The following is a 23,031-nucleotide window of genomic DNA, read 5'->3' on the forward strand; positions in this document are numbered from 1 at the left end:
GACGTCAGTCACGGAACGGACGGCCCGCCCGGCCACCGGGCGGGCCGACCGGGCTCACAGCGCGGCGCGGCGGTTGACGGCGCTGAGCACCGCCTTCATGGACGCCGTGACGATCGAACTGTGCCGCCCGACGCCCCACAGGACGCGCGCGTCGTCGCCCTCGCCGACCTCGCACTCGACGTAGGCCGCGGCGAGGGCGTCCCCGCCGGCGGACAGGGCGTGCTCGGTGTAGTCGAGCACGCGCACCGGGTGGCCCGCCATGCCGAGGGCGTCCACGAACGCCGAGAGCGGCCCGTTGCCCTCGCCACCGACCTGCTTCTCGCGGCCGTGGACGCGCAGCGTGGCGTCCACGGTGTAGACGCCCTCCTCCGACTGCGAGCGGTACTGCAGCAGGTCGAGCGGGGTGTGCCGCGTCAGGTACTCGGACTCAAAGATCCGCCACATCTGCGCCGCGTTGACCTCGCCGCCGAGGGAGTCGGCCTGCTGCTGCACCACCCGGCTGAACTCGATCTGGAGGCGACGCGGCAGATCCATCGAGTGGTCGTTCTTCATGATGTAGGCCATGCCGCCCTTGCCGGACTGGCTGTTGACCCGGATGACCGCCTCGTACGTCCGGCCCACGTCGTGCGGGTCGACCGGCAGGTAGGGCGCCTCCCACGGCACCTCGTGGATCGTCTGGCCGGCGTCGGACGCCTTCTTCTCCAGGGCCTCGAGACCCTTCTTGATGGCGTCCTGGTGCGACCCGGAGAACGCCGTGTAGACCAGATCGCCGGCGTAGGGGTGACGCGGGTGGACGCTGATGCCGGTGCAGTACTCGACCGTGCGGCGCACCTCGTCGATGTCGGAGAAGTCCACCTGCGGGTCGATGCCCTGGGTGAACAGGTTCATGGCCAGGGTGACCAGGTCGACGTTGCCGGTCCGCTCGCCGTGGCCGAACAGGCAGCCCTCGACGCGGTCGGCACCGGCCATCAGGGCCAGCTCGGTCGCCGCCACGGCGGTGCCACGATCGTTGTGCGGGTGCAGGCTGACGCAGACGTTCTCGCGGTTGCGGATGTGGCGTCCGAAGTACTCGATCTGGTCGGCGTACGTGTTGGGGGTGCTCATCTCCACCGTGGCCGGCAGGTTGAAGATGATCTCGCGGCCGGCCTCCGGCTGCCAGACGTCGGCCACCCGGTTGCAGATCTCGACGGCGAAGTCCGTCGGCGTCTGGGTGAAGATCTCGGGGCTGTACTGGTAGCCGAACTCCACGTCACCGAGGTGCTGTTCGGCGTATTTCATGACGAGCTCGGTGCCCCGGGTGGCCATCGCGATGCACTGCGCCTCGTCGATGCCGAACACGACGCGGCGGAAGAGCTCGGCCGTCGCGTTGTACAGGTGGATGTTGGCGCGGCGGGCGCCGGCGAGCGACTCCGCGGTGCGGGCGATCAGGTCCTCCCGCGCCTGGGTCAGCACGGAGATCTGCACGTCGTCGGGGATGTGGTCGGCCTCGATGAGCTTGCGCACGAAGTCGAAGTCGGTCTGGGACGCCGACGGGAAGCCGACCTCGATCTCCTTGTAGCCCAGCTTGACGAGCAGGTCGAACATCTTCATCTTGCGGGCGGTCGTCATCGGATCGATGAGGGCCTGGTTGCCGTCACGCAGATCGGTGGACAGCCAGCGCGGGGCGTGGGTGATCTTGCGGCTGGGCCACGTGCGGTCGGGCACGTCGACGGGCTCGAACGCGGCGTAGCGGTGGAACGGCATGGGGCTGGGCTGTTGCACGGGCGCACCCTGCTGGGCGGCCGTACCGAAGGTGGTGGTGCTCATGGCTCTTTCCTGTCGGTGGATGGGGGCTGCCAGGCGCGTGGAGAAACTCCGCAACGAGGAAGCCTGACGCCTCGCACGCCCACGGTGGGGCGGAGGTCTAGGCCTCGCTGCGGCGACCAAGAAGCAGGTACGCCCATGCCATGGCGTCATGCTACACATCCCTGCCGGCCCCGGTGCGCCGGCTTCCCGGGCGTCCACCCGTTGGTCATCTGGGTGTCACCCACGGTGCGTAGGGTCGATCCATGAGCGAGGACCAGCAGAACTTCGATCCGTTCGCCGCCGGCGCGGGCCACGCCCACGCCCAGCGTGGGGAGCAGGCCACCGAAGAGCGCAACCACGACGCGGCAGACGCCGACCCGTCGGGTGCGGACGCCCCGGAGCCCGGCCACCTGGGCAACGACCTCTCCAAGATGACGCTCCTGGACACCGATCTGGAAGAACTCGCCGCCCAGGAGGCGCCCGAGCCGGATGAGTCGATCCAGACCGCGATCCACGACCTCCAGGCCGTGACGGACAAGCACGACATTCCCGGCTCACTGCCCTGACGGGCTCACTCTGACCGGCCCATGCTGGCGGTTCGGTCTGATCGGGTTCAGTGCTGGTCGCCCTCCTCGGGCACCCCGGACTCGACCATGGCCGAGGGCATGAGCCCCGGCAGGATGTCGGACAGGCTCAGGACGCCGACCTCGGCTCCCGACTCGGTGACGACGGCGAGCTGCGTCCGATGGCGCCGCAGCTCGGCGAGCACCGCGGTCAGCCCCGCGCCCGCGTCCACGACCACCGGGGTGCGTGCGAGGCTGCGCACCGGGGCGTCCGACGCCACGGCCAGGGTGTCGCGGACGTGCGCGACACCCACGGTGCGGTCGCCGTCCCGCACGAGGATGCGCAGGTGCCCACTCGCGCGGGTGGCGGCCTGGACGTCCGCGGCCGTGGCGTCCGCCGACACCGCGGTGAAGTGCTGCTGCTCGGCCAGCATCTCCCGCACGGTCTGGTCGCGCAGCCGCAGCACCGAGGTGAGCGAGCCGCGGTAGCGGACGTCGAGCGCGCCGACGTTCGCGGAGTGCTCGACGAGCTCGCGCAGGCCCGCGACGTCCTGGCCCGCAGAGAGTTCATCCACGGGCTCGGCACCCGCCTTGCGCACCAACCAGTTGGCTGCGGCGTTCATGCCGACCAGCAGCGGCCGGACGACGGCCATGAATGCCCGCATCGGCAGCGCCAACAGCACCGAGGAGTCCTCCGGGTGGGCGATCGCCCACGACTTCGGGGCCATCTCCCCCACCACCAGGTGCAGGAACGTGACGACCACCAGAGCCAGCACGAAGGCGACCACGTCGGCCACCACCAGCGGGAGTCCGACCGCCTCCAGCGGCGCCATCAACCAGTGGTGCACCGCCGGCTTGGTGATGGCGCCCAGCGCCAGGGTGCAGACGGTGATGCCGAGCTGGGATCCGGCCAGGAGAAGGGTGATCTCGGAGGAGTTCTTGAGCGCGGCGCGGCCGGCGGCGGAGTCGGCACGCTCCTCGAGCCGGTGCTGCTTGGATGCCATGAGCGCGAACTCGGTGGCCACGAAGAAGGCGGAGGCAACGATGATGACGACGGTCAAGGCGATCACCGCGCCGGTGCTCAACGACGTCTCGAGCGGGGTCATCACGCACCCCCGTCCGCGGCCGGGCCTTCGGTGGCGGCGCCGTCCTCGGCCAGGGAGATGAGCACCCGGCCGGGCACGTGGCGCGCCACCTCGAGCACTTCGAGGGTGACATGCCGCGGCGGCGTGTCAGGGTGCAGGGCGAGCTGGGCGGGGGTGGGTTCGAGCCGCAGCGTGACGCTCTGCCCCACCTCGGGAAGGTCACCGAACTCGCGGATGACGAGGCCGGCGATGGTCTGGAAGTCCCCCTCGGGCAGGGTCAGGCCGGTGCTGCGCTCCACCTCGTCCACGTGGACGTCACCCGCCACCTCCCACGGCCCCTCCGGCGCCCCCGGGGACGCGTCGGCCTCGACCGGGTCGTGCTCGTCGGCGATGTCGCCGATGATCTCCTCCACGAGGTCCTCCACCGTGACGATGCCGACGAAGGCACCGAACTCGTCCACCACGCACGCGATCTCGGCGTGGGCGTCCGCCAGTGCTGCCTGCGCATCCGGCAACGGCATGAAGACGGGCACCACCAGCGCCTCGCGGGTGATGCGGGTCACCGAGAGATCCGCGTCGGCGGGCACCCCGAGCACGTCGACCAGGTCGACGACGCCGACGACCCGCTCGCCGGCATCGAGGACCGGGTAGCGGGTGTGACCGGTCGCCATGAGCGCGCGCACCTCGGCGACGGTGACGGTGTCACGCACCGTGTCGACGCCGACCCGCGGCACCATGGCGTGCTGGACGTCGCGGCGGGGGAAGTCGAGGATGCGATCAATGACCACCGCGAGGGTCGGCGCAAGGGTGCCGGCGTCGCGGGAGAGGGCGACGACGCGCTCGAGGTCCGTGGCGGACGCGGTGGCCTCGACGTCGTGCACGGGCTCGATGCGGAGCGCACGCAACAGCAGCTCGGCCGCCTTGTCGAACACCCAGATCACGGGGCCCAGCACGGTCAGGTAGATCCGGGTCGAGGGCGTCAGCGCGTCCGCCGTCTGCGCCGACCGCGCGATCGCGTAGTTCTTGGGGAACAATTCGCCGAACAGCATCTGCACCAGCGTGGAGAACGCCAGGGCCACGATGCCGCCGATCGTGACGCTGATGGCGGTGCTCGTGCCGCCGGTGACCAGGCTGGCAAACGCCTGACCGATGAGGGGCTCGGCAACGTAACCGACCAGCAGGCCGGTGACCGTGATGCCCAGCTGGGCCCCCGACAGCATGAACGAGGTGCGTCGGGTGATGGTGAGCGTCGCCTCGGCGCGCTGGTCGCCGGCCGACGCGCGGCTGGCGAGCCGCGAGCGGTCCACGGCGACGTAGGCGAACTCCTGGGCCACGAAGTAGGCCGTCGCGGCCGTGATGGCGAACACCACCACCACGCCGACCAGGAGGGAGACGATCGGGGTCATCGGCCGGCCTCCAGTGCGGCCCGAACGGCAGCACTGCCGGCGTCGCGATCGCGCGTGAGCAGCCGCTCCGCCCGGCGCTCGTCCCCCCGCGTGGGCGTCCGGACGGTCACCGTGCCGCTCACCCGGCCGCGGACGACGAGGCGAGCGCCCTCAGCGCTGGGGCGGGTGGGCACGGTGCTCGTCACGCTGGAGCTGGAGTCGATCTGCAGACCCTGGGTGTCGACGCCCCAACTGGCAGGGACGACGAGGGTCGCCGCACCCCACCCACTCCCCACCAGCACGAGATCGATGATGGGCGCGAGCGCCTGGGCACGAGTGAAGTCCAGTGTCAGGCTGCCGATGCCGTACTGCGCCTCGAGGAAGGGCGGCACGTCCCACTCCCCCAGCACGCGCAACATGCGCCAGCCGCTGGATCGCAGCAACAGCGGCTCCTCGAAGCGCCATCCCGGCCCCGTCCCGGGAGTGGACTGCTCCCCCAACAGCGCCGCCAGCTCGGCCGCGGGCAGGAGGTCGTCCAACACGGCGGCCAGGTCCCCCCGGGTGCGGGCGTTCACGGCCCGCGGGACGCGATCCTCGAGTTCGTCGAAGGTGATCCGGGCGTCGGCGGCCGCGTTGCGCAGCGTCTCCAGCGCGTGTTCGCGATGGACGGTGCCGACACGGAGTGTCGCCTCCGGCCCGGGGCTCCCAACTGTCATGACGACGACCCTAGTCCGACCCGGACGTTGATGCCCTCACCGTGAGGCTCGGGCTCCGTTCAGTGCGAGACTCACGAGGGTGGCCAAGCGTTCGGGGAGGGGACGCCAGGAGTCCATGCCCTGCCGGGCGCGGTTGAGTTCAACCAGACCGGCGGAGATCACCATGCGCGCGGCGGCCCGAGCGGCCTCAGGCGGGGCGTCGGCGCCGATGATGTCGGTGATGCGGCGTTCGAGCTGGTCGACCTCGGCGAGGACGGCGTCCCGGTGCACCCCGTCTTGGCCGAACAGCAATTCCCGGGCCACCGCCATCGTGTTGGCGGGGTCGTGCGCCGACGCGGTCACGAATGGCTCGAGCAGGGCGAGGATGGCCTCGACCGGGTCATCGTGGCCGTCCGCCTGCTCCAGCACGTGCGGGAAGTCCCGACGCCACCGGTCCGCGACCACCATCATCAACAGCTCCGGCTTGCTGGCCGCGTACTGGAAGACCGTGCCCGCCGCCACGTCGGCCGCGTGGGCCACCGACGCCATCGTCATCTTGTCGTAGCCGTCGCGCTCCAGCCCGGCGGACGCCGCGGCCAGGATCCGTGCCCGCTTGTCGGCCTTGCTGCGCTCGCGCCGCCCTCCTGCGATCGTGGTTGGTGTCATACCTCCGCATCCTACGCCGTGGCGACACTCGCTCAATGTTGATCTTCCTCATCTTTGACATCCGCTCATTTTTGAGTAGCCTCAGATGTGTACCCAACGAAACCATGGAGGAACCGTGAACCACCTGCGCTACCGAGATGACCTCGAGACCATTCAGCCCAACGAGGAGCGCATCGCCCACGAGATCGTGGAGCACATGGGGCACACGCAGTTGGCGGCCGCCGGCCGCCACCGTCACGCCCACCGGGATGCCCACGCCAAGAGCCACGCACTGCTCACCGGCACCCTGCGCGTCCTCGACAACCTTCCCGACGAGCTCGCCCAGGGCGCCTTCGCCAATGCTGGCGAGCACGAGGTCGTCGCGCGGCTGTCGTCCGCGCCCGGCGACATCCGCAGCGACGAGGTGCCGGCGCCGCGCGGGTTCGCGCTGAAGATCCTCGGCGTCGAGGGCGAGCGGATGCCCGACCACCCCGACTCCACGAACCAGGACCTGCTGATGGTCAACTTCCCCGTGCTGGCCTTCGGCACCGTCGCGCGCTACCAGGAGATGCTGGGGCTGCTCGAGTCGCAGGCCGAGCGGCCAGCGGCCGTGCAGCGGGGCGTCGCCGCCACCGCCCGCGCCGTCGAGAAGGGGGTGGAGCGCCTCGGCCGCACCCCGAGCGCCACCCTCCAGGGCCTGGCCCGCGACTACGCCCACCCGCTCGGTGAGACCTACCACACCCAAGGTGCGCTCCGGTACGGCGACGCCGTCGCCAAGCTCTCCCTCGCGCCGGTCGGGGCCGTCGCCGAGCTCACCGGCCGGCCGATCGAGCCCGACTTCGACAGCAACGCGGACGCCATCGCGCGCCACTTCCGCGACGCCGGCGCCGACTACGAGCTCCGCGTCCAGCTCTGCACCGACCTGGAGCGCATGCCGATCGAGGACGCCGCAGTGCTGTGGGATCCGGCCCTGTCGCCCCACCGCACCGTCGCGACCCTGCACCTGCCCCCGCAGGACCTCAGCTCGCCCGCGCGGCGGGTCCACGGTGACGACCACCTGTCGTTCAGCCCCTTCAACGGGCTGGCGGCCCACCGCCCGCTGGGCTCGATCATGCGCGTGCGTCGGCTCGCCTACGCCCAGTCCTCCGACCTGCGGCACCGCCTCAACGCGGTCGCCCCCGCCGAACCGATGTCGGCCTCCGACATCCCCGCCTGAGCACCACCTCCCGAAAGGAAACCCCCCATGAACAACACGCAATCCCCCCACACCGGCAAGGATCTGCCCCGCCCGGGCAACCCCGACCCGCGGCTGTCCGACGAGTCCCGCCTGGAGGAGTTCCGCCGCGTGGCCGCCGAGGTCGCCGCAGACGCCCCCACCATCGCGCAGATCTCCATCAACGCGCTGATCAAGGACCACAACCCGCTCTACGACGGCAGCTCGCAGTCCGCCGGGCGCGCTGGGCGCCAGTCCGGCAACGTCTCCGAACTCACCGCCATCGCCGAACTCAAGCCCGGCGGCGCTGATCGGCTGCGCCGGATCTTCAACCTCACCGGCGGCAACTTCGACGGCGCCCAGCGCGTCTCGACCCTGCACAACATGCGCTTCGTCTTCTTCGACGACGACACCCGCATCATCTTCGCGACCGCCTACGACGGCGACTGGGACACCTACATCAACGACTTTGCGACCAAGATCCCCGAGCTGATGGACCTGCTGTTCGCGAACGTGGTCGGCTGGCCCGGCATCAGCTCCCCCGACGTCAAGGACTACATCGCCGAGCACCAGATCGACGCCGCGGGCTGGTTCGTCGCCAACCCGCAGGTGACCGTCGTCGACACCCGCCGCCTGCAGCGGACCGAGCAGGCGCTCGACACGTTCCTGGACACCATGGCCTCGAACGATGCCGTCGACCCCACCACCCGGGAGGCGCTGCGCGTCCTCGCCGAGCAGGTCTCTGAGCCGACGGGGGTGGACTACTGATGTCCCCCACGCACCTGCTGCGCCGCTTCCGCCGCGAGAACGTGAGCCTGCAGCTCGACGACATCCAGGCGTTGATCCTGCGGGCGCGCCCCGAGCCCTACGTCGGGCTGCACGCCATGGTCCACTTCGACGAGCCGGACGGCGGACGCGACCTCATCGCCCGGCTCGCCGAGCACATCCCCTCCGCGGACGACTGGGCCGAGGACCGGCACGCCTGGTCCGGTGTGGCCCTGAGCTTCGCCGGGCTGCGGGCGCTCGGCGTGCCCGACGCGTCGCTCGAATCGTTCCCGCTGCCCTTCCAACAGGGCATGGCCGCGCGCGCCGAACAGCTGCGCGACCACGGTGAGAACGCCCCCGAGGACTGGGAGGAGGCCTACCGCGACCAGCGCTGCCACCTGGCGCTGACCATCTATGCGGACAACGAGGACGACCTCGCCCAGGCCGTCGCGACCGCCGAGCGCGAGCTCGAGGCGTCCACCGGGATCACCGTGGTGGGCACCCACACGTTCGGCGTCGACGAGCGGGCCGAGAACCCGTTCGGCTACCGCGACTCGATCTCCCAGCCCACCGTCGCTGGCTCGGGCGTGGCTCCGCAGCCGGGACAGGAGCGGGCCATCGCCGCCGGGGAGTTCATCCTCGGCGAGAACAGCGAGACCGGTGCGCCGGTCGCCATGCCCTCCCCCGACGTGCTGGGCCGCAACGGCTCGTTCGTCGTGCTGCGCAAGTACGACAGCCGGGTGGGCGCCTGGAACGACTTCCTGCGCGACCACGCCGGTGACGAGGCGGCCCAGGACCGGCTGGGTGCGCAGATGGTCGGGCGATGGCGCTCGGGCGCTCCGCTCGTCCTGGCCCCGGAGGGCGACGACCCCGCCCTCGGCGCCGACCCGACGCGGAACAACGACTTCGACTACGCCGACGACACCCGCGGCCTGGTGTGCCCGCACAGCAGCCACACGCGCCGGCTGAACCCGCGGTTCAGCGAGACCACCATCCTGAACGACGAGAACATTCACCGCATCATCCGGCGATCGTCGACGTTCGGGCCGCGCTGGACGCGAGAACTCACCGCTGCCGATGACCACGACGACGAGCGCGGGCTGTTCTTCATCTTCATCAGCGCGCGCGCCTACGACACGATCGAGTTCCTGCAACAAGAGTGGATCAACCGCGGCAACTTCATCGACCTCGGCACCGAGCGCGATCCCGTTGTCGGCCTCCACGACGAACCGGGGACCTTCACCGTGCCCGCCGAGCCGGCCCGCCGCCGCGTCCCGGGGGTGACCACCTTCAACCGGCTCCGCGGCGGGGAGTACATGTTCATGCCGTCGCTCTCGGCCCTGGCCTGGCTCGGACGGGCGGGCTGGCAGGCCTGAGGCTCAGCCCCACAGGGGCGAGGCCCCGTCGTCGCTCGCGTGGGGCCCCCGTTCGGGATCGTCGTCGGCGAACGGTCGACCCTCGGTCTCGGCCAGGGCCGCGCGGGCGGCGTCGCGCGACAGACCGGTCATCTGCAGCAGGTCGACGACCAGGGCGCGCAGCAGCACCATGAGCGCCACCGAGCGCCAGTAGTCGGCGCGCATCTGGGACGGCGCGAGCTGGGCCGCGGTGTCCAGCAGCAGGGCGCGGGCCCGGTCGGGCCGCGACCAGGTCCGCACCGCGTCGGCCAGCAGCCGGGCGGCCCGAGCGGTGTCGCTGACCAGCCCGCCCACCTCGGGCATCCAGCCGACCTCCTCGGTCATGCCCACCGCCTGGCGCTCCAGCAGCATCGCGCTGCGCACGGCCCGGCGCAGCAACCGGAACAGCCGGCCCAGCTGCGCCACCTCGCCACGGTGCCGCCGCAGCGCCGGGTTGAAACCCACGACGTCGCGCGCCGTCTTGATCGTGCGCTCCCAGTCGTCGGACACGTCGGTCAGCACTCGCCGCTGGGCCTTGACGTCGCCCAGCACCTCACGGTCGCCGGTGGTGAGGCCCCGGCCGATCAGCTCCAACATCTCGGCCAGCGCGATGAGGGCCGACGTGGCGTAGCGGCGTGGCCGGCTGGTGGGGTGACGGGGCAGGAGCACCGCGATCACGAAGGCGACGCTCACCCCGATCAGCGCCTCCACCCACCGGCTCTGGACGCCGCCGAGCGCGGCGTCCAACCACGACATGCCGACGATGACGATGCCGTTCACCCCGGCCTGCATGGTGGTGAGGTCACCGCGATCGATGAACCGCCCGAAGCACGCGGCGACGACGAGCACGACGCCGATCTGCCACCAGCCGGCGTCGAAGAAGTGCGTGAGCAGCTCGCCGATGAGCACGCCGACGGACGCCCCCAACCCCAGCTCGGCGACCTTCCGCGGCTCCCGGTCCACCTTGAACCCCAGGCACACCCACGCCGCGATCGGCGCGAAGATCGGGCTGGTGTGCCCGAAGACGCGCTCGGCGACCAGCCAGGCCAGAGACGCCCCGAACGCGGCCACCACGATCGGGAACAGCGACCCCCGGACGCGGCGGAACCCCTGCCGCACCGCCGAGCCGACGAAGACGCCCCGGCGCCGCAGGTCCAACCGCTCGGTGGTGCGGACGAGGAAGCTGTCGGGCATCGGTCACCCCCTCCGCTCAGAACCCCAGTCGGTTCAGATGCTTGGGGTCGCGCTGCCAGTCCGCGAGCACCTTGACGTGGATCATCAGGTGCACCGGCATGCCGAGCAACTGCTTGATCTGCAGGCGGGCATCGGTGCCGACCTGCTTGAGCCGCTCCCCGCGATGCCCGATGATGATGCCCTTCTGGCTCGCCCGCTCGACGATCACCGAGGCGTAGATGTCCATCAGCGGCTTGTCGGCCGGACGCCCTTCCCGCGGGTTCATCTCGTCGATGACCACGGCGATCGAGTGGGGCAACTCGTCGCTGACGCCCTCCAGCGCCGCCTCGCGGATCAGCTCGGCGATGCGGGTCTCGGTGGGCTCGTCGGTGATCTCCCCGTCCGGGTAGAGGGCTGGCCCCGGGGGCAGCAGGTTCACGATCTCGTCGACGACCACGTCCACCTGGTCGCCCGCCACCGCCGAGACCGGCACGACGGACTCCCACCGCACCCCGAGCGATTCCTCCAGCGAGGCGATCTTGACGAGGTGCTGGCCGAGTCGCTCGCGGCTCACCAGGTCGGTCTTCGTGGCCAGCGCGATCAGCTTCGGACGCCGCGGCAGCTCCGCGATCTGGCGCACCAGGTACTCATCCCCAGGGCCGATCCGCTGTGACGCCGGCAGGCAGACCCCGATGACGTCGACCTCGCTCCACGTGTCGTGCACCAGGTCATTGAGACGCTCACCGAGCAGCGTCCGCGGCCGGTGCAACCCGGGGGTGTCGACCAGCACCAGCTGGGCGTCGTCGCGGTTCACGATGCCGCGGATGACCCGCCGGGTGGTCTGCGGCTTGGACGACGTAATGGCGATCTTCTGCCCCACGATCGCGTTCGTCAGCGTCGACTTGCCTGCGTTCGGCCGCCCCACGAAGCAGGCGAAGCCCGACCGGAACCCCTCGGGAAAAACGAACGCGGACGCCGGCGCCGCGGCCGGCCCCCCGGCTCCCAAGGCCCGCTCGTCGTCGTCGAGGTCGTCGTCGACGTCCTCCGGGAGGTCGTCGGGGAGGTCGTCGGGAAGGCTGTCATCCATGTGGTCGGCTCCGTTCACTGGTCACGTGTCCAGCTCGTGGCGCCCCGGTGACCGGCCTCGGCGCCGCTCTCGGCGGCCAGGCCGACGGCGGCGTCCACCGCGGCATCGGCGTGGCTGTCGTCGGCGATGAGGCCGGCCACCACCGTCTGGATGGCGTGGCGCCGCCCGGACGCCCGCTCGGCCACGAGCTCGAGGCCCTCCCACTCGACCACCGACCCGGGGATGGGCACCTTGTTGAGTTCCTTGGCCATCAGGCCCAACACCGTGTCCACGTCGTCGTCGTCGACCCGCAGCCCGAACAGTTCACCCAACTCGTCCACCTGCAGTCGCGAGTTGACCCGGAACCGCCCGTCGGCGAGCTGCACGTAGGGCGGGATCTCCCGGTCGTACTCGTCGACGATCTCGCCGACGATCTCCTCCAGGATGTCCTCGATGGTCGCGAGCCCGGCCGTGCCCCCGAACTCGTCCACCACGATCACCACGTGGCTGCGGGTGAGCTGCATCTCCTTCAGCAGGGCGTCCACGGGCTTGGAGTCGGGGCAGAACGTCGGCTTGCGCATGAGCGAGTCGACCGTCTCGGACGCCTGCGCCTGCGGGTTGTCGTAGCTGCGGCGGATCACGTCCTTGAGGTAGAGCACGCCGCGCACGTCGTCGACGTCGTCACCGATCACCGGGATCCGGCTGAACCCCGAGCGGAGCGCGAGCGACAGGCCCTGGCGCAGCGTCTTGTCGGCCTCGATCCACACCATCTCGGTGCGGGGCACCATCACTTCCTTGACGATGGTGTCGCCCAGCTCGAACACCTGGTGGATCATCCGGCGCTCGCCCGCCTCGATCAGGTCGGACGCCTCCGCCATGTCCACCAGCTCGCGCAGTTCGGCCTCGGAGGTGAACGGGCCGTCGACGAAGCCGCGGCCCGGGGTGATCCAGTTGCCGACGATGATGAGGATCTGGGGGAACCAGCCGAGCACGGTCGTCAGCCCACTGACCAGCCCCGACGTGCGCAGCGCGATGGAATCGGCGTGCTGGCGGCCCAGCGTCCGGGCCCCCACCCCGATGAGGATGTAGCTGATGAGAACCATCGGCACGGCCGCCCACAGCAGCTGCCCGCCGATGCTCCCGACGTGGTCGGCGACGACGGCCGTCACCAACACGATGGCGACGATCTCGAGCACCATGCCGACGAACAACATGGTGTTGAGCGAGGGGGCGGGATCCTGCGTCATGGTCAGCAGCCGCTCGGCGCCGCGGCGTCCGTTCTTCACGTGCGCCTCGGCACGCGCCTTCGAGAACGACGTCAGCGCCGCCTGGATGGCCGTCGCCAGCCCGGACAGCAACACGCAGACAGCGGCAACCCCCAGCAGGATCCACTCGAATTGGGTCAACAGGGCACTACCGTTTCTGTGCGGCGACGGGTCGCGGCCATCCTACCCGTTGCGCATCGGGCGACCGTCAGGCGCCGGCCGCCGCCCAGGCGGCGATCACCTGGTCGTTGAGGCCGAACATGACCCGCTTCTCCTCCGGCTCGGCATGGTCGAAACCCAGCAGGTGCAACAGGCCGTGCACGAGCAGGTAGTCGGCCTCCTCCTCGGGCGTCCGCTGGTGCTGCGACGCCTGCGCCGCCGTCACCGTCGGGCACAGCACGATGTCGCCGAGCAGCCCCAGCGGCGGCTCGTCGTCGTCGGACGGGGGCCGCAGCTCGTCCATGGGGAAGCTCAGGACGTCGGTGGGGCCGGGCAGCCCCATGAACCGCTCGTGGTAGTCAGCCATCGTGGTCTCGTCGACCAGCAGGATCGACAGCTCGGCCTGCGGATGGATCCGCAGCTGCTCCAGGGCGAACGCGGCGAGCCGGACGAGGCGCTTCTCGTCCACCTCGATGCCGGACTCGTTGTTCAGGTCGATCATGGCCTGCTCCTGCGGGTGGGTTCGGGACGGGTCGATTCGGGTCGGGTCGACTCGTACCGGTCGTACGCCTCGACGATGCGCCCCACCAGCCGGTGCCGCACCACGTCGTGGTTGGTGAGGCGGCAGAAGGCGATGTCGGTGACCCCGTCCAGGATCGACTCGGCCTCGCGCAGCCCCGATTTCGTTCCCGACGGCAGGTCGACCTGGGTGACGTCGCCGGTCACGACCATGCGGGAGTTGAACCCGAGCCGGGTCAGGAACATCTTCATCTGTTCCATCGAGGTGTTCTGGGCCTCGTCGAGGATGATGAACGCGTCGTTCAGCGTGCGGCCGCGCATGTAGGCGAGCGGCGCCACCTCCACCGTGCCGGCGGTGAGCAGCCGCGGCACCTGGTCGGGGTCGAGCATGTCGTGCAGCGCGTCATACAGCGGGCGGACGTACGGGTCGATCTTGTCGTTCAGGGTGCCGGGCAGGAAGCCGAGGCGCTCACCGGCCTCGATCGCCGGCCGGGTCAAGATGATGCGGTTGACCTCCTTGGCCTGCAGCGCCTGGACGGCCTTGGCGACGGCGAGGTAGGTCTTGCCCGTACCGGCCGGCCCGATGCCGAACACCACGGTGTGGGCATCGATCGCGTCCACGTACCGCTTCTGGTTGAGCGTCTTGGGCCGGATCGTCTTGCCGCGCGCGGACAAGATGTTCTGGGTCAGCACCTCGGACGCGTGCAACTCGCCCGGCTCGGACGCCATCCCCACCACCCGCTCGACGGCGTCGGCGGTGAGACCCTGGCCGGTGCGGGCGATCGTGATGATCTCGGTGAGGGCGTCCGCAGCGGTGGCGACATCCGCGGCCGAACCCGTCAGGGTGATCTCGTTGCCGCGCACGTGGACGCCGGCGTCCACCGCCTGCTCGAGGATGCGCAGGAACTCGTCGCGGGGCCCCACGATGGTGACCATCGGGATGGAGGCCGGCACCGTGATGCGGCGGGTGGCCTCGGTCAGCGGAGTAGTCAGGATCGCTCCTCGTCAGCGGCAGGTTGAGGGGCCGGCCCCACGGCCGGCACCCGGGTGATTCTACTGGACTTCGTCGTCATCCTCGGTGTCGATGACGTGCATCGCCGCCTCCTCCGCCGAGGCCGCCCCGCCGTCGATGCCCACCGAGAACGCCACCGCGTCCTTCTCGTCGTCGACACCCGCCTCGCCGTGGCGGGCGTCCACGAGGCGTCCGGCGCGCTGGTTGCCCACCTGCCGCGACTCGCCGTCGGGGTTCCACGGGCGGTCATCCGGGCCGGACGACTCGGGCTCCTCCTGCTTGACGCGCATGGCGAGGGTCTCGCCCCGGCGCATTTCCGCGGCGGTGTTGCCGAAGCCCTGGGCCGGGGACCAGTCGTCCGGCGCGATGTACCCCTCGTCGAGCACGTCCGGGACGCCGCGATCCACCAGCGTGTCCGCCGGCTGCAGCTGCTCCAGGGAGTCGTCGAAGCCGTCCGCGATTCCGTTGTTCTCGCTCATGCACCGATCCTGCCACCAACGCCCGCGCCAGGCACGCCAATCACCGGGCCGCTGGGGTGGATCCGTGATCGCGGCGCGGGCGGCGGGGCGTAGGCTGTGCGGCCGTGACCTCGACAGCGACCCGCACCGACCGGCCCACCGCCACCTACGCGCGAGGGACGCGCGGCGTCCACGACCTCGTGCTCATGTCCTTCGTCGCCGTGCTGCTCATCAGCAACATCGGCGCGACGAAGCTGATCCAGTTCGGGCCGGACGTGGCGATCCTCGGCTTCCCGGTGCTGCCGATCATCACCGACGGCGGCGCGTTCCTGTTCCCCCTCGCCTACCTGCTGGGCGACGTGCTCGCGGAGGTCTACGGCATGCGTCGCGCCCGCCGGGCCATCGTCACCGGGTTCGTCTGGGCCGCGGTCATGAGCGTGACCTTCCTGGTGGTGGACGCCGCCCCGCCCGCCGTCGACTGGCCCAACCAAGAGGCGTGGAGCGCCGTCCTCGGCTTCGTGCCACGCATCGTGCTGGCCAGCCTGGTCGGATTCCTCGTCGGGCAGTTCCTCAACGCGTGGGTGCTGGTGCGCATCAAGGACGCCTTCGGCGAGCGACGCCTGTGGGTGCGCCTCGTCACCTCGACCGTCGTCGGAGAGTTCGCCGACACAGTGCTGTTCTGCACCATCGCGTTCGGCCCGTTGGGGATGTGGCTCGGGGGCGGCTCGATCCCCCTGCCCCAGCTCGTCAACTACATCGTGGTGGGTTGGGTCTACAAGGTGCTGGTGGAGGTGCTGCTGCTCCCGGTCACCTACCGGCTCGTCGCGGCGGTGAAGCGGCGCGAGCCCGACTACCACTGACTCTCCTCGGCGTCCGCGACCCCGCCGGTGGCTGGCGGGTCAGGCGGCGCGGGGGCGTGCGGGGACGCTGACCACCACGGCGTTCGACGCCAGGTCGTGCCAGCCGCGCCGCTCCGGCCCGAGCACCGACAGGTAGCCCAGACCGGCGGGCAATCCGAGCACGAACAGCATCGCCGCGCGCGCGAGGCCCCGGCTCCACCCGAGCCGCTCGCGGGTGCGATAGTGCACCACCCGCGTCCCCACCAGCCGCTTGCCGAGCGTCTGACCCCGCGCATTGCCGATCGTGAAGTACACCAGCGCCAGCAGCGAGACGCTCCCGAGCACGGTCGCCATCGCCGCCACGTAGGCGGCCAGGGCCTGCGGTGTCGTGGGCCGGGGCACGACGAAGCCGGTCGCGAACTGGGCCCCGAGCATGACGGCGCTCAACAACAACCCGTCCAACAGCGCTCCGCCGAATCGCTGGCCAAGAGGTGCGAGATCGGGCGCCACCGTCGCCGCAGCCGGCGCGGGGCGCCGGGCCGGGTCGGATGCCCGGGTGGGGTCAGGTCGGCGAACCGGGTCCGGGACGACGGCGGGGCCACGAACCGGGCCCCCACCCGCCCCGCGCAGCGCCGCCCGGGCCACCGTGCGACCGTCCACGCCGTCTTCCGGAGCGGCCGGGTCGACTTCGTCCGGATGGCCCGCCCTGTCCGCACGGCCCGCCCTGTCCGCCCGGTGCTCACCGTCGCCGGTCCACGGTTCTGGACGCGGCCCGACGTGTCCGCTCTGCCGTGCTGCTGCAGTCGCGCCTCCCAACGGCGCGCCGCAGCGCGCGCAGCTGCGCGCCCCTGCGGTGTTGTGGTGCCGGCACAAGGAGCACTCCACGGGCCGGGGCCTCCTTCGCGTCCGTCACCGGCTGAGCGCGGTGAGCACTGGAATCGTCGTGCCAAGCCTGCCAGAGCGAAGGGGGACTGTCGGTGGGGAGGACTCCCCATTCACATCGGGTGCCGGGAGCGGGCGAGTTGTCCACAGGCGGCACCGGTCGCGCTGGCGGCGCGAGGCGTCCACGCCGCAGGCTCGTCCCATGACGGTTCCCGTGCCGGCCCTCGCGCCCCTCAGCCGCCCGGTGCTCATCCGACTGGTTCCACCCCTGCCCGCCGATGGCCCGGCGCAGCCGGAGCTGCCGTTCCGGGAGCCCCGGCCCGATCTCTGGCCCGCCCAGCCCTCCCGAACGGCGGAGGAACGGGTCGTGCGGGCGATCGCCGTCGCGCTCGTCGAGGTGCTCGCCGGGCGGCGTCCACCGAGCCAGGCCCACCCCATCGTGGCCGAGGAGGTGGGCAGCGTGGTCGGTCACGTGCTGCGTTCCCGCGTCGCGCACGGCCTGGTCGTGGCCTCGTTCCGCATGCAGGAGCCCCGACCCGGCGTCGCCGAGGTCACGCTCCGGCTCGCCGACGCCCACCGCAACGCCGCGCTGGCGCTCCGCCTCGAGGGGCGCCGCACCCGCTGGCGCTGCACCGCCCTGGAGGGGAGCCTCGTCGAGGGGGCGACCCGCCCGTTCCGGAGCCACTCCTGACCGGTCCCGCCCGGGCAGAGCGCCCGCCTCAGACCGTGCGGCCGTGGCAGTGCTTGAACTTCTTGCCCGACCCGCAGTGGCAGCGCTGGTTCGGGCCCAGCTTGCTGCGGCGCGGCTGGTCGGCATCGTCTCCGTCCTCCGCACCCGCACCCGCACCACCATCCGACGCCGCGTCCTGCGCCGGGGCCGCGCTGCGGACGGCCTGGCCGTCCTCGTCGGGAGCCGTGTAGGTCAACCGGGCCGGCTCGCGCTGCGGCGTGAGGCCGGGGGCCTGCACCGCCCCGGCGACGTTCACCGGCGCCCCGTCCGCGCCGGTCACGACGCCGACCTGCGGCGCCGGGGCCGTCTGGGGCGCGGCGTTGACCTCCAGGTTGAACAGGAAGCCGATCGACTCCTCGAGGAAGGCGTCCATCATGGCGTTGAACATGTCGCCACCCTCGCGCTGGTACTCCACCAGCGGGTCGCGCTGCGCCATCGCACGCAGGCCGATGCCCTCGCGCAGATAGTCCATCTCGTAGAGGTGTTCGCGCCACTTGCGGTCGAGCACGGTCAGGACGATGCGCCGCTCCAGCTCGCGCATCACCGGGGCCGTCAGCTGCTCCTCGCGCCGGTCGTAGGCGGCGTCGGCGTCCGCCACGAAGTCGTCCACCAGCGTGTCGGTCGTCAGGTCGGTGCGCTCGGCGTACTCCTCCAGGTCGAGGCCCACCGGGTAGAGGGTCCGCAGCTGGGTCCACAGCGCCTCGAGGTCCCAGTCCTCCAGGAACCCCTCGGTGTGCTGGCGGACGACCTGCTCCACGACGCGCGACGTCGCCACCCGCAGCTGGCCGTCCACATCGGCGCCCTCGAGCACCTTGCGCCGGTCACCGTAGATCGTGTGCCGCTGCCGGTTCATCACGTCGTCGTACTTCAGGACGTTCTTGCGCATCTCGAAGTTCTGCGCCTCCACCATCTCCTGGGCGCTCGCCACGGAGTTGGTGACCTGCTTGTTCTCGATCGGCACGTCGTCCGGCACGTTGAGCACGAGCAGGACGCGCTCGATCAGGTCGGCCTTGAACAACCGCATCAGGTCATCGGCCAGCGAGAGGTAGAACCGCGACTCCCCCGGGTCGCCCTGTCGACCCGACCGGCCGCGCAGCTGGTTGTCGATGCGTCGGCTCTCGTGCCGCTCCGAGCCCACCACGTACAGCCCGCCCAGCCCGACGACCTCCTCGTGCTCGGCGGCCGTCTGCGTTTCGAGCTCGGCGTACACCTCGGGCCACGCCGCCTCGTACTCCTCGGCGTTCTCCCGCGGGTCGAGCCCGCGCTGCCGCAGGGCGGCGTCCGCCAGGAACTCGGCGTTGCCGCCCAGGATGATGTCGGTACCGCGGCCAGCCATGTTGGTGGCCACGGTGACGGCGCCCTTGCGGCCGGCGAGCGCCACGATCGCGGCCTCCCGCGCGTGGTTCTTCGCGTTCAGCACCTCGTGCTTGACCCCGGCCTTCACGAGCCGGGCGCTGATGATCTCCGACTTCGCGACGGACGCGGTGCCCAGCAGCACCGGCTGCCCGGCGGCGTGGCGCTCCACGACGTCGGCGACCACGGCGTCGAACTTCGCGTCCTCCGTGCGGTAGATGAGGTCGGGCTGGTCGACGCGGATCATCGGCTTGTTCGTGGCGATCGGCAGCACGCCCAGGCCGTAGATCTTCTGGAACTCGCTCTCCTCGGTCTTCGCCGTGCCGGTCATGCCGGCGAGCTTGTCGTACATGCGGAAGTAGTTCTGCAGCGTGATCGTCGCGAGCGTCTGGAACTCCTCGCGGATCTGGACGCCCTCCTTCGCCTCGAGCGCCTGGTGCAGGCCCTCGGAGTAGCGACGCCCCACGAGCGTGCGGCCGGTGAACTCGTCGACGATCAGCACCTCGTTCTCGGGGGTGACCATGTAGTCCTTGTCCCGCCGGAACAGCTCCTTGGCGCGCACCGCATTGTTCAGGTAGCTGATCAACGGGGTGTTGGCCGACTCGTAGAGGTTGTCGATGCCCAAGCTGTCCTCGACCATCGTGATGCCGGGTTCCAGCACCGAAACGGTCTTCTTCTTCTCGTCGACCTCGTAGTGGGTGTCGCGCTTCATGCGCTTCACCAGGCGCGAGAACACCGGGTACCAGCGGTGGTTGTCCTCTGCCGGGCCGGAGATGATCAGCGGCGTGCGGGCCTCGTCGACGAGAATCGAGTCGACCTCGTCCACGATCGCGAAGTGGTGGCCGCGCTGCACGCAGTCGGCCAGCGACAGCGCCATGTTGTCGCGCAGGTAGTCGAAGCCGAACTCGTTGTTGGTGCCGTAGGTGACGTCGGCCGCGTAGGCCACCCGGCGCTGCGCCGGCGTCATCTGCTGCAGGATGACACCGGTCTCGAGGCCCAGGAAGTGGTGGACACGGCCCATCTGCTCGGACTGGTAACGCGCCAGGTAGTCGTTGACCGTGACGACGTGGACGCCCTTGCCCGACAGGGCGTTGAGGTAGCTGGGCAGCGTCGCGACGAGGGTCTTGCCCTCACCGGTCTTCATCTCGGCGATGTTGCCGAGGTGGAGGGCCGCCCCGCCCATGATCTGCACGTCGTAGTGCCGCTTGCCCAGCACGCGGGTGGCCGCCTCGCGGACGACGGCGAACGCCTCGGGGAGGATCGTGTCGAGCGACTCCCCGTTCTCGATCCGCTGGCGGAACGCCGGCGTCTCCGCGCGCAGGTCGTCGTCGCTCATCGCCTCGAACTCCGGCCCCACGAGGTTGACCTGGTCGGCGATCGCCGCGAGGCGACGGATCTGTCGCCCCTCGCCGAGATGCATCAGCTTGTCGAAAAGTCCCACGAGGAGTCATCCTACCGGCCCCGGCCCCCGCCCCCACCGGGCGGGCCCTCACAGCGCGGCGGCCAGCTCCGCAGCGAGGGTGCCTCGGCCGGCCGGCACCACGTCGTCGAGCCCCAGCCAGCCCGCCATCGTGCGCAGCTCGGACGCCAGCGCCGCGGCCGTCGCGGCCGCCGGTGCCGGTTCCTCCAGCCAGGCGGCCTGCACCCGCAGGACGCCGGCCGCCCGATCGGCCTTCAGGTCGACCCGCGCGGCAACCGCGTCGCCGTGGAGGAACAGGTACACGTAGTAGCCGTAACGGCGCTGCGGCTCGGGCACGTAGATCTCGATGCGGTACTCGGCGCCGAACAGCTGCTCCAGCCGTGGCCGGTCGAACACCAACGTGTCGAACGGGCTCACGAGGGCCTGCACGGCCAGGTTGCGCGGCCGTCGCGCCGCGTGCCACAGCCAGAACGGCTGCGGCAGCCCGGCGACGGTCGCCGGCACCAGCTCGCCGGACGCCTCGAGCGTCGCCACCGCCCGGCGCACCGCATCGGTGCGGAGGTAGAAGTACGTGCTGAGCGCCTTGACGTCAGCGACCCCCAAGGCGCGCGCCGCCCGGCGCACATAGGCCAGGTGGGCGTCCTCGGCCGTCAGCTCCCCGCGCGCGAGCACGGCGGGGGGCACCACGCGTTCGGTCAGGTCGTAGCGCCGCTCGAACGCGGCGTTGCGGCTGGCCACGCCGACCGTTCCGGCCGTGAAGTGGTGCTCTAGGACGTGCTTGACGGCCGACCAGTTCCACCCCCAGTGGTCGCGGGAGCGCTCCTCGGCGTGGTCGATCTCGCGTGGCGTCAGGGGCCCCGCGCCGGTGACGTCGGCCAGCACCCGCTGCTCGAGCTCGGGTGTCTCGGCGCGCAGGCGGGCGAGCGTGGCGTGCTCACGGCCCGCATTCGCGCGCATCCGCCAGCGCAGCGCCGGAAACAGGTCGACATCGACGAGGCAGGCGGCGTGGCTCCAGTATTCGACGAGCCGGCGCGGCGCCTGCCCGGCCGCCCGGTCGAGCAGCGCGGTGTCGTAGGGGCCGAGGCGGGCGAACAGTGGCATGTAGTGCGCACGCACCGCCACGTTCACCGAATCGATCTGGAACTGCGCGACGTCGCCGATGACGCGGGCGACGTGGCGCATGCCGACCGCCGCGGGGCGCGGCCGCCCAAACCCCTGGGCGGCCAGCGCGATGCGGCGGGCGGCGGCACGGGTGAGCCGAACCGGCGTCACTCCTTCTGACCGAGATCGAGGTGGATGACGCCGTAGTCGTAGGCCTTGCGCCGATAGACGACACTCGGTGCCCCCGACTCGGCGTCGACGTAGAGGAAGAAGTCGTGGCCGACGAGCTCCATCTCGTCCAGGGCCTGGGCCAACGTGAGCGGGGTGGCGGGGAAGATCTTCTCGCGGACGACCAGCGGGCCGTCGCCGGTGATCTCCAGCCCGCCGATGCGCTGCACGGGCGGGGCGTCCGGGTCGACGGCCGGCGTCTCCACCGGCGCGGACGCCATCTCGAGCGTCTCGGCGACCCGCAGCCCGCGGTGCACCTTGCGCCGGTCGGCGGCGCGGCGGAGCTGGGCCTTCAGCCGGTCCAGCGCGTGCTCGAAGGCCATCGACTTGTCGTCGGCGGCCGCCTCGGAGCGGACGACGGGGCCGCGGCCGTACAGCGTGATCTCGACGCTGGTGGCGTGGTCGGGCTGCTTGTGGGGGTGGGCCGACACCTGCACCTCGACGCGTTGGACGCGATCGCGGAAGCGTTCGATCGAGGCGATGCGCTCGGTCACCCTCTCCCTGAAGTCGTCGTTGATGGTGCAGCGGCGTCCGGTGACGATGACGTCCATGGCGAACCCTCCTTGATCGCGGATCACGAAAGGCACCGGGCCAGCCTCCGGCGAGGAACGCCGGGGGCCTGGCTGCTGGTGCCATGCGCCGACCCTAGCGCAGCGCCGTCCGCAATTCACCCGGATGGGGGTGCCCCGCCCCCGGGACGTTCCCGCGTCACGGCACACAGGACGGCCGCCCCGCACACGCTGGCCCCCGCGGCCCGTAGCGCCCGCGTCGCCTCGGCCAGGCTGGCGCCGGTGGTCGCCAGGTCGTCCACGACCACCACCGGACGCCCCCGCCGCGGTCGCGCCACGAACGCCCCCGCCACGTTGCGCCGACGGCCCACGACATCCAGACCCGCCTGGTCGGCGACGCGACGCCGGTGGCGCAGGCAGGCGTCCACCCCGGCGTCCAGCCCGGTGCCGGCCACCACCGCGGCGGCGTGTCGGGCCAGGAGGGCCGTGGTGTCCAGGCCGCGCTCGCGGACGGCGGCCGCCCGCGACGGCATGGGAACGAGGTCCACCCCGTCCGGCAGCCGGCCGCCGGCGAGCAGCAGGGCGGCGACCGCCCGCGCCAACGCCCACCCCAGCGGGTCGGCCAAACTGCGCGCGCCGCGCTCCTTGAACCCGATCGCCGCGGTGCGCCACGGGTCGGTGTAGTCGGCCGAGGCCCACACGGCGACGCCGGCGTCCACCGGCGCCGCGAACGGCGCCACCCCGGTGAGTGTGGCGTGGCAGGCCGGACACACGCCGGCGGTGGGCG

Annotated in this window: 22 protein-coding genes; 6 read left to right on the plus strand and 16 right to left on the minus strand. The window is 71.3% G+C overall.

Going from position 1 to position 23,031, the window contains the following annotated elements:
- Positions 1–54: 54 nt before the first annotated feature.
- The gene (gene leuA, locus IFY26_RS06740; RefSeq protein WP_232548228.1) at positions 55–1,806 is read right to left on the minus strand and encodes a 2-isopropylmalate synthase; all 1,752 of its coding nucleotides are present in this window, start codon (positions 1,804–1,806) and stop codon (positions 55–57) included.
- A gap of 242 nt (positions 1,807–2,048) precedes the next feature.
- Between leuA and IFY26_RS06745 the strand changes: the two genes are divergently transcribed.
- Positions 2,049–2,351, plus strand: coding sequence for a hypothetical protein (locus IFY26_RS06745; protein WP_232548229.1), 303 nt, complete (start codon positions 2,049–2,051; stop codon positions 2,349–2,351).
- Positions 2,352–2,398: 47 nt separating this feature from the next.
- Here the strand turns inward: IFY26_RS06745 and IFY26_RS06750 are convergent, their stop codons facing one another.
- Genes IFY26_RS06750 through IFY26_RS06765 form a run of 4 tightly spaced genes read right to left on the minus strand, consistent with a single transcriptional unit; the run spans position 2,399 to position 6,179 of the window.
- Positions 2,399–3,454 (minus strand): CNNM domain-containing protein, encoded by a 1,056-nt coding sequence (locus IFY26_RS06750; protein ID WP_232548230.1) that lies wholly within the window; start codon positions 3,452–3,454, stop codon positions 2,399–2,401.
- Positions 3,454–4,839, minus strand: a complete 1,386-nt coding sequence (locus IFY26_RS06755; protein ID WP_232548231.1) for a hemolysin family protein — start codon at positions 4,837–4,839, stop codon at positions 3,454–3,456. The genes IFY26_RS06750 and IFY26_RS06755 overlap by 1 nt, the downstream gene beginning before the upstream one ends.
- Positions 4,836–5,534 carry a DUF1707 SHOCT-like domain-containing protein gene (locus IFY26_RS06760; RefSeq protein WP_232548232.1) on the minus strand — a complete coding sequence of 233 codons (699 nt, stop codon included), beginning with the start codon at positions 5,532–5,534 and terminating at the stop codon, positions 4,836–4,838. The genes IFY26_RS06755 and IFY26_RS06760 overlap by 4 nt, the downstream gene beginning before the upstream one ends.
- 36 nt (positions 5,535–5,570) lie before the next feature.
- Positions 5,571–6,179 (minus strand): TetR/AcrR family transcriptional regulator, encoded by a 609-nt coding sequence (locus IFY26_RS06765; RefSeq protein ID WP_232548233.1) that lies wholly within the window; start codon positions 6,177–6,179, stop codon positions 5,571–5,573.
- Positions 6,180–6,294: 115 nt separating this feature from the next.
- Between IFY26_RS06765 and IFY26_RS06770 the strand changes: the two genes are divergently transcribed.
- The 3 genes from IFY26_RS06770 to IFY26_RS06780 are packed head-to-tail and all read left to right on the plus strand — an operon-like array spanning position 6,295 to position 9,512.
- Positions 6,295–7,374: a catalase family protein gene (locus IFY26_RS06770; protein ID WP_232548234.1), complete on the plus strand. Its 1,080-nt coding sequence runs from the start codon at positions 6,295–6,297 to the stop codon at positions 7,372–7,374.
- Between the two features lie 27 nt (positions 7,375–7,401).
- Complete coding sequence (locus tag IFY26_RS06775; protein WP_232548235.1) at positions 7,402–8,139, plus strand: hypothetical protein; 738 nt, start codon at positions 7,402–7,404, stop codon at positions 8,137–8,139.
- Positions 8,139–9,512 (plus strand): Dyp-type peroxidase, encoded by a 1,374-nt coding sequence (locus IFY26_RS06780; RefSeq protein ID WP_232548236.1) that lies wholly within the window; start codon positions 8,139–8,141, stop codon positions 9,510–9,512. The genes IFY26_RS06775 and IFY26_RS06780 overlap by 1 nt, the downstream gene beginning before the upstream one ends.
- Positions 9,513–9,515: 3 nt before the next feature.
- Here the strand turns inward: IFY26_RS06780 and IFY26_RS06785 are convergent, their stop codons facing one another.
- From IFY26_RS06785 to IFY26_RS06810, 6 genes are all read right to left on the minus strand, one after another.
- A complete protein-coding gene (locus tag IFY26_RS06785) occupies positions 9,516–10,724 on the minus strand; it encodes an FUSC family protein (protein ID WP_232548237.1) in 1,209 nt (402 codons plus the stop codon).
- Between the two features lie 16 nt (positions 10,725–10,740).
- Entirely contained in the window at positions 10,741–11,790 is a 1,050-nt protein-coding gene (gene era / locus IFY26_RS06790) for a GTPase Era (RefSeq protein ID WP_232548238.1), read from the minus strand.
- Positions 11,791–11,804: 14 nt separating this feature from the next.
- Positions 11,805–13,175: a hemolysin family protein gene (locus IFY26_RS06795; protein WP_232548239.1), complete on the minus strand. Its 1,371-nt coding sequence runs from the start codon at positions 13,173–13,175 to the stop codon at positions 11,805–11,807.
- A gap of 67 nt (positions 13,176–13,242) precedes the next feature.
- Positions 13,243–13,695 carry an rRNA maturation RNase YbeY gene (gene ybeY, locus IFY26_RS06800; RefSeq protein WP_232548240.1) on the minus strand — a complete coding sequence of 151 codons (453 nt, stop codon included), beginning with the start codon at positions 13,693–13,695 and terminating at the stop codon, positions 13,243–13,245.
- Entirely contained in the window at positions 13,692–14,648 is a 957-nt protein-coding gene (locus IFY26_RS06805; protein WP_232548241.1) for a PhoH family protein, read from the minus strand. The genes ybeY and IFY26_RS06805 overlap by 4 nt, the downstream gene beginning before the upstream one ends.
- Positions 14,649–14,765: 117 nt before the next feature.
- A complete protein-coding gene (locus tag IFY26_RS06810) occupies positions 14,766–15,203 on the minus strand; it encodes a DUF5709 domain-containing protein (RefSeq protein WP_232548242.1) in 438 nt (145 codons plus the stop codon).
- 104 nt (positions 15,204–15,307) lie between these two features.
- On the opposite strand from IFY26_RS06810, the gene IFY26_RS06815 reads away from it, so the two are divergent.
- The gene (locus IFY26_RS06815) at positions 15,308–16,042 is read left to right on the plus strand and encodes a queuosine precursor transporter (protein WP_232548243.1); all 735 of its coding nucleotides are present in this window, start codon (positions 15,308–15,310) and stop codon (positions 16,040–16,042) included.
- Positions 16,043–16,081: 39 nt separating this feature from the next.
- On the opposite strand, the gene IFY26_RS06820 is transcribed toward IFY26_RS06815, so the two are convergent.
- The gene (locus IFY26_RS06820; protein WP_232548244.1) at positions 16,082–16,681 is read right to left on the minus strand and encodes an RDD family protein; all 600 of its coding nucleotides are present in this window, start codon (positions 16,679–16,681) and stop codon (positions 16,082–16,084) included.
- Positions 16,682–17,105: 424 nt separating this feature from the next.
- Between IFY26_RS06820 and IFY26_RS06825 the strand changes: the two genes are divergently transcribed.
- The gene (locus IFY26_RS06825; protein WP_232548245.1) at positions 17,106–17,594 is read left to right on the plus strand and encodes an Rv3235 family protein; all 489 of its coding nucleotides are present in this window, start codon (positions 17,106–17,108) and stop codon (positions 17,592–17,594) included.
- A 28-nt stretch (positions 17,595–17,622) separates the two neighbouring features.
- Here IFY26_RS06825 and secA read toward each other — a convergent pair whose 3' ends face one another.
- From secA to IFY26_RS18125, 4 genes are all read right to left on the minus strand, one after another.
- Positions 17,623–20,427 (minus strand): preprotein translocase subunit SecA, encoded by a 2,805-nt coding sequence (secA, locus tag IFY26_RS06830; RefSeq protein ID WP_463366318.1) that lies wholly within the window; start codon positions 20,425–20,427, stop codon positions 17,623–17,625.
- Positions 20,428–20,475: 48 nt separating this feature from the next.
- Positions 20,476–21,678, minus strand: a complete 1,203-nt coding sequence (locus IFY26_RS06835) for a winged helix-turn-helix domain-containing protein (protein WP_232548246.1) — start codon at positions 21,676–21,678, stop codon at positions 20,476–20,478.
- Positions 21,675–22,286, minus strand: a complete 612-nt coding sequence (hpf, locus tag IFY26_RS06840; protein WP_232548247.1) for a ribosome hibernation-promoting factor, HPF/YfiA family — start codon at positions 22,284–22,286, stop codon at positions 21,675–21,677. The genes IFY26_RS06835 and hpf overlap by 4 nt, the downstream gene beginning before the upstream one ends.
- Before the next feature lie 116 nt (positions 22,287–22,402).
- Positions 22,403–22,984, minus strand: a complete 582-nt coding sequence (locus tag IFY26_RS18125; protein ID WP_232548248.1) for a ComF family protein — start codon at positions 22,982–22,984, stop codon at positions 22,403–22,405.
- Positions 22,985–23,031 lie beyond the last annotated feature (47 nt).

It is taken from the genome of Propioniciclava soli, from assembly GCF_014858005.1.
Classification (GTDB): Bacteria; Actinomycetota; Actinomycetes; order Propionibacteriales; family Propionibacteriaceae; genus Propioniciclava; species Propioniciclava soli.